The sequence below is a fragment of the Luteibacter rhizovicinus genome (assembly GCF_004342265.1).
GTDB lineage: Bacteria > Pseudomonadota > Gammaproteobacteria > Xanthomonadales > Rhodanobacteraceae > Luteibacter > Luteibacter rhizovicinus_B.
Window position 1 is genome coordinate 442,238 of record NZ_SMCS01000002.1, and the last position, 12,466, is coordinate 454,703.

The following is a 12,466-nucleotide window of genomic DNA, read 5'->3' on the forward strand; positions in this document are numbered from 1 at the left end:
CCTCGACGCGCGCAACACAGCGAATCGCAATAAAAAAAGGCCCCGCCGAAGCGGGGCCTTTTTGTATTGCGGCCATCATTTTTGAAGCAGGCGCGCAGAGAGAGGCAAGCTATTTGAAAGCCTTATATTCCCCATAAACAGTATTCGTTATCCGTGAGGCCATCTTCTGTTTATGGTCGACGTGTCGCCACGTGGCGAAGGCCTTGCTCTGGCCACGCCAACTCTCAGCAGAGGTGCTCATGTCGAAGAATGAAGATGCTCCCTTCTGGAGGTTGGCCCGGCAGCATCTTATTCGCTATGGCGGCCATTTCGAGCCGATGATCGTCGAGCGCGCGCAAGGCAGCTACGTCTACGACGCGGACAACCGGGCCATCCTGGATTTCACCTCGGGTCAAATGAGCGCGATTCTCGGTCATGGCCATCCCGAGATAGTCGATGCTGTCGCGCATCATGTCGCACATCTGGATCATCTTTTCAGCGGCATGCTGTCGAGACCCGTAGTCGACCTTGCCAGTCGCCTGGCGGCAATGACTCCCGGCGCGCTTGAACGCACGATGTTGCTCAGCACCGGTGGCGAAGCCAACGAGGCGGCTATCAAGATGGCGAAGCTCGCCACGGGGAAATACGAAATCGTAGCGTTCGCAGAATCGTGGCACGGCATGACAGGAGCGGCATCGTCCGCGACTTACAGTGCCGGTCGAAAAGGCTACGGTCCAGCAGCGGTCGGTTCGTTCGCCATCCCCGCACCTCACGCGTATCGGCCCCAATGGGTGCACGAGGGAACCTGGGATTGGCAGGCGGAGTTGGACTATGCGTTTGCGCTCGTAGACCGCCAGTCCAATGGAAGCCTTGCCGCATTTATCGCCGAACCGATCCTGAGTTCGGGTGGGGTGATCGACTTGCCACCCGGATATCTGACTGCCCTCAAAAGAAAGTGCGAGGAACGCCAGATGTTATTGATTGTCGACGAAGCACAAACGGGCATCGGTCGCACGGGCCTGATGTTCGCTTGCGAACGGGATAGTGTCGTGCCAGACATCCTCACACTTTCAAAGACGCTTGGGGCCGGACTTCCCTTGTCGGCCGTGATCACCACCTCCGCCATTGAGGAAGCCTGCTACGAGCGAGGTTTTCTGTTCTACACGACGCACGTTTCCGATCCACTGCCGGCCGCCGTCGGCCTCAAGGTATTGGAGATTGTCGAACGCGACAGGCTCGTTGACCGGGCGAAGGTATCCGGCAGGCATCTCGAGCTGGGCTTGCGCGCACTTCAGGATCGCCATGAGTGCATTGGCGATGTGCGTGGACGCGGCCTTCTATTAGGCGTGGAGATCGTCCAGGACAGACACACCAGACAGCCCGCGCCGGTGCTGGGTGCAGCAATTACTCGCCAGTGCATGTCGATGGGGTTGAGCATGAATATCGTGCAGTTGCCTGGGATGGGAAGCGTTTTTCGTATCGCGCCACCTTTAAACGTGAGCGACGACGACATCGATCTCGGGCTGGACATTCTCGATCGTGCGATCGCGCTGGTCGCATGACGCACAGAAAACACAGGAGCACATCCATGGTCATCGAAAAGCCGCAGTCGAGAATCGGCATCTTTCTGCTTCTGGCGTTCGGTCTTAGCGCCATCTTTTATGCGTTGATCATCGCGTGTGGTCATGTTTCCGGTGCCGGCGGGATGTATGTCACCGGCATGATGTGGGCACCGGCAATCGCCGCGATTCTGACGTGCCGCCTGATGGGGAAACCATTAACGGAACTCGGCTGGGGATGGGGACGTTGGCGCTATATCTGGATGGCTTATCTATTGCCTGTGGCGTATGCAGGCATCGCCTATGTGATCGTCTGGGCGAGCGGTATGGGCCACTTTGGCAGTCCCGTCTTTCTCTCGCAAATGAGCAAAACCCTCGGCTGGGTGTCCGCACCGCCATGGTTGATTGCGGCCGGTTCGCTGCTTGTTTTCGGAACGATGGGCATGGTCAGTGGCGTGGCTACCGGGTTGGGAGAAGAGTTGGGATGGCGCGGTTTTCTCACGCCTGAAATGACGCGAGCCTATGGCTTTACGCGCGGCACGTTTTTTACCGGCGTGATTTGGACGGCATGGCATTTACCCATCATTTTGTTCGCCGACTACAACTCGGGCACGCCAGTGTGGTTCGCCATCGCCTGTTTCGCGGTCATGGTGATGGCGCTGAGTTTTGTTTTTTCCTGGTTGCGGCTGCGCTCTGGCAGCGTTTGGCCAGCGGCGATTTTGCATGGCAGCCACAATCTTTTCATCCAGGTATGGTTGACGCCGATCACCGCGCCGAGCGGCCGCATTACGCCTTATGCCATCGACGAGTTCGGCTTCATGCTGCCCTTGGTGTGCATAGCGATGGCGATCGTCTTCTGGCGCTTGCGCGGCAGCGCGCAACCGGCCCTTGATCGCCATCACTGATCCACGACCGGCAGCAAGACCGCGGTGGGCTGGAGACTGGAACGCAGAATCGTGATGTTCGCCGGGCGATAGTCCGCCGCCTGCGCGTCGAAGATGTTCGGCACGAAGGTCTGCGGGTTACGGTCGTAAAGCGGAAAAAGCGTCGACTGGATCTGCACCATGATCCGGTGCCCGGACTTGAATACATGGTTCACATTGGGCAACTCGAATCGATATCGCTGTGCCTCGTTGGCCGGTATCGCCGTCGGATGCTCGAAGCTGTCGCGGTAGCGGCCACGGAAGATGTCCAGCGCGATCGGCATCTCGTAGCCACCCATCGAAGGATCGCTGGGTACATTCGGCGGATAGACATCGATGATCTTCACGACGAAGTCGCCGTCGGTTCCCGTAGTGATCGCACGGACATCCGCCACGGGAGTGCCACGCACGCGTACCGGCGAGGTCAGTACCGACGTCTCGTACACCAGCACATCCGGCCGGCCGTCCACGAAACGCTGGTCGTGCACCAGCCACGTACTCCAGGGGATGTATCCGGCATAGGTCGAGCCAAACGCGAAGAAGGGATCCAGCACGGGGCGTGGCAGGAAAGGAACAGGTTTGGCCGGATCACTGACATAGGTGTCACTCGCCTGCGACTCGGAAGGAGCGTCAAAGGACAAGATGAATCCGTGGTTGAGATACAGCGGCTTCAGGCCCGTCGCGCAACCGTGCTCACATGCCGCTGGCCAATCCTGAAAACGCTCCCAATGATTGTCGCCCGTGTTGTAGATCGACACGCGTGCAAGTTGCGCCGGCGGCCCGCCACGCAGGTGCTCATTCAGGAAGGGCAGCACCATGTCGCGGTTGTACTGTTTCGATGTGTCGCCTTCCGACTTGAGCGGTCCCACGGCATAGCCGGTGCCGTTGACCTGGCTGTGCGACCACGGCCCCATGACCAGCCAGTTGTTGGACGCGTGGCCCGCCGCTTTCAGCGCGAGCCACGCGTGGTTCGCACCCCACATATCCTCCTGATCGAACAGGCCTTGTTCCCACAACGTGGGGACCGAGGACGGACGGGCCGCCAGCAACCGGATGAGATCCTGCCCCTGCCAGAACGCATCGTATGCCGGGTGCGCCATCATGCGCGGAACGAACGGCAACTTGTCGAGCCCTCGGCTGCGCACGTAGTCTCCGGTGGAACCGGCGCGCAGGAACTCTTCGTACTTGTCGTAGACATCGCTCGGAGTCACCACGCCCGGCCCCTGCTGCACGGTCTGCATGTGTACGTAGCCGAGCATCAGGTTGCGAAAGGCTCCGTAGTGGAACCAGTCATCCCCCATGTACGCGTCGAGTACCGGACTCTCGGGCACCACGGCCTTGAGTGCGGGATGCGGATCGAGAAGGGCCATGGCCGCCGTGAATCCTTCGTAGGACGAGCCGATCATGCCGACGCGACCGTTCGATTCCGGCAGGTGCTTCACCAGCCAGTCGATGGTGTCCCAGGCATCGGTGACATGGTCGACCCTGGTTGGATTCAGCGCTCCGCGCACGGGGCGCATCATCACGTAGTCGCCTTCCGATCCGTACTTGCCGCGTACGTCCTGATAGACCCGGATGTATCCCGCTTCCACGAACACGGCATCCCCAAGCGGAAGCGCCGTCAGAAGCGATGCGCTAAGCGAGTTCCCCGCACGCTCTTCCGCGTTGTAAGGCGTCCGGGTCAACAGGATGGGAGCATCGTGAGCACCCTTCGGCACCATGATGACCGTATTCAACTTGACGCCATCGCGCATCGGAATCATCACGACGCGCCTGGTGAAGTCCTGACCACCAGGAACGACATCCGTGAATTTCTTCGGGATATCGTTCACACCAATCGATTGACCCTGCTGCTTCGGCGATTGCGCCGACGTAGCGGTTGCCGTGGCAACCACCACGACGGCAAGGAAACACAGCAGCCCCACTCTGCCCGGAGTCGTCCCCATACGTATTCCCCTGCTTTCTCGAAGTGATCGAAGTCTCGCGATCCTAACGACGCCTCTCCGGCAGCGATAACTAATAACTCTAATGAGCCTCATAAGACGCGGTTATCCGACGTGATCGGAAGTACGCGTAGCCATCCTTTTTACCGAGGCGTACCGACTTAACAATTGCTAATATCCATCCTCCGCGACATAACGCAGGGTGATGGCATGGGCATTCGACTCGATATCGCTCTGTTGCGAAATTTCGTTGCCATCGCCGACGCGACCGTCATGAGTCGCGCCGCGGAGCAGGTGGGTCGAACGCAGGCGGCCCTGAGCCAGCAGGTAAAGAAACTGGAGCAGACGATCGAGCAGCCGCTGATGATCAGAACCGGTCGCGGCGTCTCTCTCACGATCCACGGAGAGCGACTGCTCGCTCACGCGCACAAGATTCTGCGCATGCACGACGAAGCGGTGGCCGAACTCACGGGCGCGACTTTGTCGGGTCAATTGCGTTTTGGCTGTCCCGACGACTACGCCCGCATTTTTCTGCCCGGCCTGTTACAGAGCTTCGCGCGTCTGCATCCCCAGGTATTCATCGAAGTAGTTTGCGCATCCACGCCGCGACTTCTCGAGCGCCTGAAAGGCCAGTCTCTGGACATCGCGATCACTTCACTGCCAGACAGCCCGGAACGCGGCCAATTTCTGCGCTGCGAGCCGTTTGTGTGGGTGGGCCGCAAAGGGAGCGACGCCTTCAATCTCGATCCCTTGCAACTGGCACTGTCCGATCCGGACGCCCTCGACCACGTGGCCGCGACATCGAGCCTCGATCGCGCGGGACGCAGTTATCGCATTGCCTATGCCAGCGGCAGCGTCGCAGGACTGACGGCAGTCGTGCGTTCGGGCCAGGCGATAACGGTCATGACGCTGACCGGTGTGCCTCCCGATCTTCAGGTGCTGCCTCCTTCGAGCGGCTTGCCCCCACTTCCATCGGTAGGAATCACCGTTCAGACCGCCAGCCGCAGCCCCTCCAGATTGCTGAGTCGCTTCGAAGCACACGTGCGATCCGTTCTGCCGACGCTTTGATGTCGGTAATACGTAAAGAAGGTTCTTCACGCATTAGCGGGGACGATCTCGCGCAGCTCGTCGCTCTTTCGTTGAGGACAGTCGCTGGTTGGCTCGTGTTATCCGCGGCTTCGTCGGCTCACGCTCGTGCGTCGGTGAGGCCGCGACCGGGTTGGCCCTTGGGGCCTTCGGCGCCGTCCCTTCGGGAGCGGGCCGTAGTCCCGCTTTCGCTCCAACTGGGTATCGCGGCCCTCGGCTAAGGCGGCCCCAAGGGCCAACCCGGCCACGGCACCGTCGACTGCGGTTGGCTGTGGGGAGAGCGCGAGCCGAGCACGTGATGGGACAGGACCGGCATGCGGTCAGCTCTGTCCATACGTCGACGCGATGCTTTCCTCCACGTGACCGCAACGTTCGGCAGAGCCGTCGGCCACCACCCTCGACGCGACTTGCGCAACCGAGCGCGGCGGGCGGATCAGGCCCGCAGGGGGCGGACCTGGACGGTCCGCCGTTTTTGCTGAGGCAGGGATGCCGAATCAAAAACCCCCGCCCGCAGCGCGGGCGCGACGGGGCGCAGCCATCAGACACAAGCCGCGCAGCGGCTCTCCCTTCCCGAGCGACGGTGAAGCCGGAGCGTCGAGGGTGGTGGCCGACGGCTCTCCCCGAAACGTCCGAGCGCGAAAGCGATGGCAAAGCCGAGCCCCCCCTAGTGCGTGAAGAACCCAAAAAAAAAGCCCCGCCGAAGCGGGGCCTTCTGTATTGCAGCGAACTGAGACTTCTTAGAAGTCCATACCGCCCATGCCACCCATGCCGCCGCCCTGGCCACCATGGCCGTGGCCATCGTCCTTCTTCGGCATTTCGGTAACAGCGGCTTCGGTCGTGATGATCGAGCCGGCAACCGATGCGGCGAACTGCAGTGCCGAGCGGGTGACCTTGGTCGGGTCCAGAATACCGAACGCAACCATGTCGCCGTACTCGCCGTTGGCAGCGTTGTAACCGAAGTTACCCGTACCTTCCTTCACCTTGTTCAGGACGACCGACGGCTCTTCGCCGGCGTTGGCGACGATGGCGCGCAGCGGGGCTTCCAGTGCACGACGCGTGATCGCGATACCCAGGTCCTGGTCCGTGTTGGCACCCTTCAGGCCTTCGACAGCCTTCAGCGCGCGGATCAGGGCAACACCACCGCCCGGGACCACGCCTTCTTCGACGGCTGCGCGCGTGGCGTGCAGGGCGTCTTCGACGCGGGCCTTCTTTTCCTTCATCTCGACTTCCGTCGCGGCGCCGACCTTGATGACGGCAACGCCGCCGGCAAGCTTGGCAACACGCTCCTGCAGCTTCTCGCGGTCATAGTCCGAAGAGGTCTCTTCGATCTGCGCCTTGATGTTGCCGATACGTGCCTGGATCAGCTCGGCTTGACCCGCACCGTCGATGATCGTGGTGTTTTCCTTGGTGATCACGACGCGCTTGGCGCGGCCGAGATCGTTGATCGTCGCCTTCTCGAGCTGCAGGCCGACTTCCTCGGAGATCACGGTGCCATTGGTCAGCACGGCGATGTCTTCCAGGATCGCCTTGCGACGATCGCCGAAGCCCGGCGCCTTGACGGCGGCGACCTTGACGATGCCGCGGATCGTGTTGACGACGAGGGTCGCCAGGGCTTCGCCCTCGACTTCCTCGGCGACGATCAGCAGCGGCTTGCCAGCCTTGGCAACGGCTTCGAGCACCGGAAGCAGCTCGCGGACGTTCGAGACCTTCTTGTCGTGGATGAGGATGAACGGGTCGTCCAGTTCAACCTGCTGCGACTGCTGGTTGTTGATGAAGTACGGCGACAGGTAGCCACGATCGAACTGCATGCCTTCGACGACGTCGAGCTCGTTCTCGAGACCCGAGCCTTCCTCGACCGTGATCACGCCTTCCTTGCCGACCTTCTTCATCGCGGTGGCGATGATGTCGCCGATGTTCGCATCGGAGTTGGCCGAGATCGTACCGACCTGGGCAATGGCCTTGTCGTCGGCGGTCGGGTTCGACAGCGCCTTCAGACCACCAACGGCGGCGGCAACAGCCTGGTCGATACCGCGCTTGAGGTCCATCGGGTTGATGCCGGCGGCAACAGCCTTCAGGCCTTCCTGGATGAACGCCTGGGCGAGAACGGTCGCGGTGGTGGTGCCGTCGCCGGCGACGTCGGACGTCTTCGAGGCGGCTTCCTTCACGATCTGGGCGCCGATGTTCTCGTACTTGTCGGCCAGCTCGATTTCCTTGGCGACGGAGACGCCGTCCTTGGTAACGGTCGGAGCGCCGAAGCTCTTCTCGATCACGACATTGCGGCCCTTCGGACCCAGGGTGACCTTGACCGCGTTGGCCAGGGTGTTCACACCCTTGAGCATGCGCGCACGTACATCTTCGCCGAAGCGGACTTCTTTAGCTGCCATGGGACAAATCCTCGTAAATAGATGGGGTTGGATCGGGGGTTACGCGGCGAGCGAAGCTCAGCCCTCGATAACCGCCACGATGTCGTCTTCCTTCAGGAAGACCAGATCTTCGCCGTCGACCTTGATTTCCTGGCCGGCGTACTTGCCGAACAGGACGACGTCGCCTTCATTGACGCCCATCGGACGCAGCTGACCACCGGCCAGGATCAGGCCGTTACCGGCCGCGATGACCTTGCCGCGGGTGGGCTTTTCGGTCGCGCTGTCCGGGATGACGATGCCACCGGCCGAAACACGCTCTTCTTCCAGACGCTTGACGATGACGCGATCGTGCAGCGGGCGCAGTTTGCTCATGACTATTTCACCATGTAGTTGACTTGAAAGGAAAAAACATCACCCTGTTAGCACTTGGCCCGGGTGAGTGCCAGAATTTTAGCCGCAATCTTTCCTTTATCGGAAGAGGTTTGCGGTCCCAGCACAGATGGCGTCGCGGTGGCGGGGATCAAGGGGGCGCCGCGAATTCCTTGCATCCCGCCTAGACAACCGGCCCGCGTTGTCGGCCCCACGTCATTCGCGCGCCATCGCCCGCTGCCAGCATGCCTTCGCATTATGACGGAGGCGGTATGGCATTCGAACTGGCGGTTTTCGACATGGCGGGCACCACGGTGCACGACCCGGACCTGGTCACCCAGGCACTCACCGAAGCCCTGGGCGCCTTCGGTTGCCAGGTGAGCGCGGCCAAGGTGCGCCTGCTCATGGGCTACACCAAGCCGGCGGCCATTCGCAGCCTGCTCAGCGAGCACGATTTCGCGGCCGACGATGCGCAGGTCGATGCTGTCCATGCGGACTTCGTCGAACGCATGCTGCATTGCTACCGGAACGGCAATGACGTGCGCCCGATGGCCGGCGCCGAAGACGTTTTCGCGCAATTGCGCGGTGCCGGCATCCGCGTCGCCGTGAACACGGCGTTCTCCCGCGACATCGCCGAGACGCTGATCGGCCGCTTCGGCTGGCGGACTCGCGGACTTATCGACGATGCCACCTCGGCCGACCAGGTGGCCGAAGGGCGTCCCGCCCCGGACATGATCCGGCAACTCATGCTGCGCAACGGCGTCACCGATCCGCGCCGCGTCGTGAAGGTGGGCGATACGGAAGTGGATATCCGGGAAGGACGCCGTGCGGGCTGCGGACTGGTGATCGCCGTCACGACGGGTGCGTATGGCCGGGAGCAACTCGAGCCTTACCAGCCCGATGCCCTGCTCGACAGCCTGGCCGAGCTGCCACCCCTGCTCGCTTCGTTCGTCCCCGGCCAGACCCGCTAAAGGAGCGCGCGCCATGCGCATCGCTACCGGGTGGACTTCGCCGGAACGCTGGCCCGCTGGCATGCTGCCCGTCGCCGCGGGCCTTGCCGCCTTTTCCACGTACCTGTGCATGTACGCGTTCCGCAAGCCGTTCAGCGCGGGCAGCTACGACGGCATGACATGGCTGGGCATCGACTACAAAGTCTGGCTGGTGATGGCCCAGGTGCTGGGCTATGCGCTGAGCAAGCTCTGGGGTATCCGCCTTGTGCCTGAATTGCAGACCGCGCACCGGGCGCGGCATATCCTCGTGCTCATCGGACTCTCCTGGATCGCGCTGCTCGGCTTCGCCACGCTGCCGCCCGTCGCGGGCATCGTGTGCCTGTTCCTCAACGGCATACCGCTGGGCATGGTCTGGGGCCTGGTCTTCGGTTTCATCGAAGGCAGACGCGCGACGGAACTGATGGGGGCCATCCTCGCATCCAGCTTCATCTTTGCATCGGGCGTGGTCAAAGGCGTAGGCAAAGCCATGCTGCTGGCGGGCGTGAGCCAACACTGGATGCCCTTCCTGACCGGCCTGGTCTTCATACCGCCGCTATTGTTTTCACTGCACGTGATTTCGCGCATGCCGCCACCCGACGACGCGGACATCGCCGCCCGCGCACCGCGCGGCCAGATGGACCGCGCCGCGAGAAAGGCATTCGTTCGCCGGTTTCTTCCCGCACTCGTGCCGGTCATCACGCTATACGTTCTGCTGACGGTGCTGCGCGATTTTCGCGAAAATTTCGATACGGAAATCTTTCGCGAACTAGGACTCGGTTCGAGCGCGACGGTCTTCGGCGAAGTCGACACACCGATCGGCATAGGCGTACTGACGATGACCGCGCTGCTATGCCTGGTTCGCGACAACATGCGCGCCCTGATGCTCAATCACGCACTCATCGGCGGCGGCCTCGTCTGCGCGGGACTCGCCACGATGGCCTTCGTCGAGCACATGCTGACCCCGATGGCATGGATGACCTTTGTCGGTCTCGGTCTCTATCTGGCTTACGTGCCGCTCAACTGCATGTACTTCGAACGCGTCATGGCGAGTTTCCGTGTCGTCGGCACCGCGTCGTTCGTGATGTATCTCGCCGATGCATCCGGCTATCTGGGCAGCGTCGCCATGCTGCTGATCAAACAGTTCGGTGGATTGCACCTCAACTGGACCGAATTCTTCATACGAGCCGTCCTGTTATGCAGCATGGCCGGCATCGTACTCATCTCTCTTGCCGCGCACTGGTTCCGGCGCCATGGCCGGCAGAACGCGCACGTTCCCGCGCCGGCTCTATTCATGATGGAAAGCACCCGAGTATGACGAACGGAAAGACACGTAGCGCGATCGTGATCGGCGCAGGCATTGTCGGCCTGGCCATGGCGCGCGCACTCGCCGAGGACGGCTATCAGGTCACGGTTTACGAGCGGCACGAACGCGCGACTGGCGCTTCGGTCCGGAACTTCGGCACGATCTGGCCTATCGGCGTGCCCAACGGCAAACTTTACGAGCGTGCGATGCGTTCGCGAGCTGTCTGGAAAGCATTCTGCGAGGCCACGGGCGAATGGCACGACCCGTCTGGCTGCCTGCACGTCGCATGGCAGGACGACGAACTGGGCGCCATGGAAGACTACGCGAACATCAATGGGCAGCGTCGCTCGTGCCGGATGCTCAGCGCGGCGGAAACATTGCGTCTCGCACCCGCCGTCAATGCAAGCCATCTTCGCGGCGCGCTTTTCAGCGGCGATGAAATGACCATCGATGCACGTAGCGCGATACGCCGCCTGCCCGACTGGCTGGAACAACGTTACGGCGTCCGGTTCAACTGGAAGCGGCCGATTACCCGTGTCGACTATCCGCACACCTGGTCGGGTCGGCAGCGCATCGCATCCGCCGACCTGATCGTCGTCGCGGGAGGCGCAGACTTCGAACTGCTTTATCCGGACCTGTTCGCGCAGCAACCGATCACCCGCTGCAAACTGCAAATGATGCGGCTAGCTGCGCAACCAGCCGATGTCAGACTGGGTCCCGTCCTGTGCACCGGCCTGTCGATGGTTCACTACACGGGCTTCGCCGAAGCGGCCGGCGTGACCGCATTGCGCGAACGCTACCAACGCGAGCAGGGCGACCTTCTCAAGCTGGGTATTCACGTCATGGCCGCGCAAAACGGTGCGGGAGAAATCACCATCGGCGACTCGCACGAATACAGCCATACCGTCGAGCCGTTCGACGAAGCGCATATCAATCGCAAGGTCCTCGCCTACCTGGAACGCCTCATGGTGCTCCCGCATTGGGAACTGAAGCAGAGCTGGCACGGCGTTTACGCGAAGCGAACCGACGGCGGGACCGAGATGGTGCTCGAACCCGAGTCCGGTGTCCTCGTGGTCAATGGCTTAGGCGGTCTCGGCATGACGCTGTCGTTCGGACTGGCCGAAGAAATCGTAGCCGGATCGCGCCGTGCGGACCCTGTCGAAACCGATATCCGCACGGCGGTCGGCGCCTGACCCGAAACCGGCTCAGCGATCGCCGGTCGACATCACCAGTTGCACGCGCTCGGAAGCAAAACAGGTCAATCCATACTGCACGGGCATGTTCTGGCCGTCCGCATTCAGCGACTCCACCTCCAGCACGGGAAGCCCGGGCGACTGACCGAGTACGCGCGCCGTCGCGGCATCCGGCAGTCGCGCGCTGACTTTCGTATAGCTACGGAAATAGTCCGCGATACCGAATTCCGCCAGGGTGCGACTCACCGAGCCCGTGCGCTCGTAAATCGCGTCCAATCGTGGGAACCGCGCCGCCGGGAACCACGCCTGACTGTGGTCGACGACACACTGCTCGGCATAAGCCGAGGATTCGATCCACCAGGCCCGCTCGCCCCGCGCCAGCGCGAGTGCCGCCGCAACGCGCGGTGGCGGCGTCACCAGACCCGTCGCAAGCACTTTATTGCCGGCCGCGACATTCAGATTGTGCATGTTGCGGCTGAAGCTGGTCTTGCGTCCGATGACGTAGTCGTAGCATTCCTCGCGAACGCGCAGGCCGCCGCCGGGAGCAGTAAGCAGGACACCGTTCCCCGTCATCTCGCCCAGGGCACGTCGGACGGTATGCCGGTTGACCTTCAGCTGCCGCGCCAGCTCCAGCGCGGAAGGCAGCCGCTCTCCTCCGCGCAGGCTCCCGTCCCGAATCCGCTCGAGAATCCGCTGCTCGATCTGTCGCCATACGGGCATGTCGCATGTCCGGTCCGGCGGGATCATCCCCTGGCATGT

General features: G+C 62.0%; 10 protein-coding genes. 6 read left to right on the top strand and 4 right to left on the bottom strand.

Annotation, left to right across the window (positions count from 1 at the left end):
- Window positions 1–239 precede the first annotated feature (239 nt).
- Both EC912_RS06055 and EC912_RS06060 read left to right on the top strand, forming a co-directional pair.
- Window positions 240–1,541, top strand: coding sequence for an aspartate aminotransferase family protein (locus EC912_RS06055; RefSeq protein WP_132142245.1), 1,302 nt, complete (start codon window positions 240–242; stop codon window positions 1,539–1,541).
- 26 nt (window positions 1,542–1,567) lie between these two features.
- Window positions 1,568–2,443: a CPBP family intramembrane glutamic endopeptidase gene (locus EC912_RS06060; protein WP_165973524.1), complete on the top strand. Its 876-nt coding sequence runs from the start codon at window positions 1,568–1,570 to the stop codon at window positions 2,441–2,443.
- Here EC912_RS06060 and EC912_RS06065 read toward each other — a convergent pair.
- On the bottom strand, window positions 2,437–4,407 hold the full coding sequence (locus EC912_RS06065; protein ID WP_132142247.1) for a CocE/NonD family hydrolase: 1,971 nt from the start codon (window positions 4,405–4,407) through the stop codon (window positions 2,437–2,439). The genes EC912_RS06060 and EC912_RS06065 overlap by 7 nt on opposite strands.
- 207 nt (window positions 4,408–4,614) lie before the next feature.
- Here EC912_RS06065 and EC912_RS06070 point away from each other — a divergent pair, with 207 nt between their 5' ends.
- Window positions 4,615–5,472: a LysR substrate-binding domain-containing protein gene (locus EC912_RS06070; RefSeq protein WP_132142248.1), complete on the top strand. Its 858-nt coding sequence runs from the start codon at window positions 4,615–4,617 to the stop codon at window positions 5,470–5,472.
- Between the two features lie 755 nt (window positions 5,473–6,227).
- Here the strand turns inward: EC912_RS06070 and groL are convergent.
- On the bottom strand, window positions 6,228–7,874 hold the full coding sequence (groL, locus tag EC912_RS06075) for a chaperonin GroEL (RefSeq protein ID WP_132142249.1): 1,647 nt from the start codon (window positions 7,872–7,874) through the stop codon (window positions 6,228–6,230).
- A gap of 57 nt (window positions 7,875–7,931) precedes the next feature.
- Window positions 7,932–8,225 carry a co-chaperone GroES gene (locus tag EC912_RS06080; RefSeq protein WP_132142250.1) on the bottom strand — a complete coding sequence of 98 codons (294 nt, stop codon included), beginning with the start codon at window positions 8,223–8,225 and terminating at the stop codon, window positions 7,932–7,934.
- A 269-nt stretch (window positions 8,226–8,494) separates the two neighbouring features.
- On the opposite strand from EC912_RS06080, the gene EC912_RS06085 reads away from it, so the two are divergent.
- Genes EC912_RS06085 through EC912_RS06095 form a run of 3 tightly spaced genes read left to right on the top strand, consistent with a single transcriptional unit; the run spans window position 8,495 to window position 11,707 of the window.
- Window positions 8,495–9,193, top strand: a complete 699-nt coding sequence (locus EC912_RS06085) for an HAD hydrolase-like protein (protein WP_132142251.1) — start codon at window positions 8,495–8,497, stop codon at window positions 9,191–9,193.
- Window positions 9,194–9,206: 13 nt separating this feature from the next.
- Window positions 9,207–10,526 (top strand): DUF5690 family protein, encoded by a 1,320-nt coding sequence (locus tag EC912_RS06090; RefSeq protein WP_132142252.1) that lies wholly within the window; start codon window positions 9,207–9,209, stop codon window positions 10,524–10,526.
- Entirely contained in the window at window positions 10,523–11,707 is a 1,185-nt protein-coding gene (locus EC912_RS06095; RefSeq protein ID WP_132142253.1) for a TIGR03364 family FAD-dependent oxidoreductase, read from the top strand. The genes EC912_RS06090 and EC912_RS06095 overlap by 4 nt, the downstream gene beginning before the upstream one ends.
- Before the next feature lie 12 nt (window positions 11,708–11,719).
- Here EC912_RS06095 and phnF read toward each other — a convergent pair whose 3' ends face one another.
- Window positions 11,720–12,427 carry a phosphonate metabolism transcriptional regulator PhnF gene (gene phnF, locus EC912_RS06100; RefSeq protein ID WP_165973525.1) on the bottom strand — a complete coding sequence of 236 codons (708 nt, stop codon included), beginning with the start codon at window positions 12,425–12,427 and terminating at the stop codon, window positions 11,720–11,722.
- Window positions 12,428–12,466: the final 39 nt, after the last annotated feature.

Bases quoted from the DNA above. Each gene is read 5' to 3' on its own strand.
- EC912_RS06055 (WP_132142245.1), top strand. From the start codon at position 240: ATGTCGAAGAATGAAGATGCTCCCTTCTGGAGGTTGGCCCGGCAGCAT.
- EC912_RS06060 (WP_165973524.1), top strand. From the start codon at position 1,568: ATGGTCATCGAAAAGCCGCAGTCGAGAATCGGCATCTTTCTGCTTCTG.
- EC912_RS06065 (WP_132142247.1), bottom strand. From the start codon at position 4,407: ATGGGGACGACTCCGGGCAGAGTGGGGCTGCTGTGTTTCCTTGCCGTC.
- EC912_RS06070 (WP_132142248.1), top strand. From the start codon at position 4,615: ATGGGCATTCGACTCGATATCGCTCTGTTGCGAAATTTCGTTGCCATC.
- groL (WP_132142249.1), bottom strand. From the start codon at position 7,874: ATGGCAGCTAAAGAAGTCCGCTTCGGCGAAGATGTACGTGCGCGCATG.
- EC912_RS06080 (WP_132142250.1), bottom strand. From the start codon at position 8,225: ATGAGCAAACTGCGCCCGCTGCACGATCGCGTCATCGTCAAGCGTCTG.
- EC912_RS06085 (WP_132142251.1), top strand. From the start codon at position 8,495: ATGGCATTCGAACTGGCGGTTTTCGACATGGCGGGCACCACGGTGCAC.
- EC912_RS06090 (WP_132142252.1), top strand. From the start codon at position 9,207: ATGCGCATCGCTACCGGGTGGACTTCGCCGGAACGCTGGCCCGCTGGC.
- EC912_RS06095 (WP_132142253.1), top strand. From the start codon at position 10,523: ATGACGAACGGAAAGACACGTAGCGCGATCGTGATCGGCGCAGGCATT.
- phnF (WP_165973525.1), bottom strand. From the start codon at position 12,427: ATGCCCGTATGGCGACAGATCGAGCAGCGGATTCTCGAGCGGATTCGG.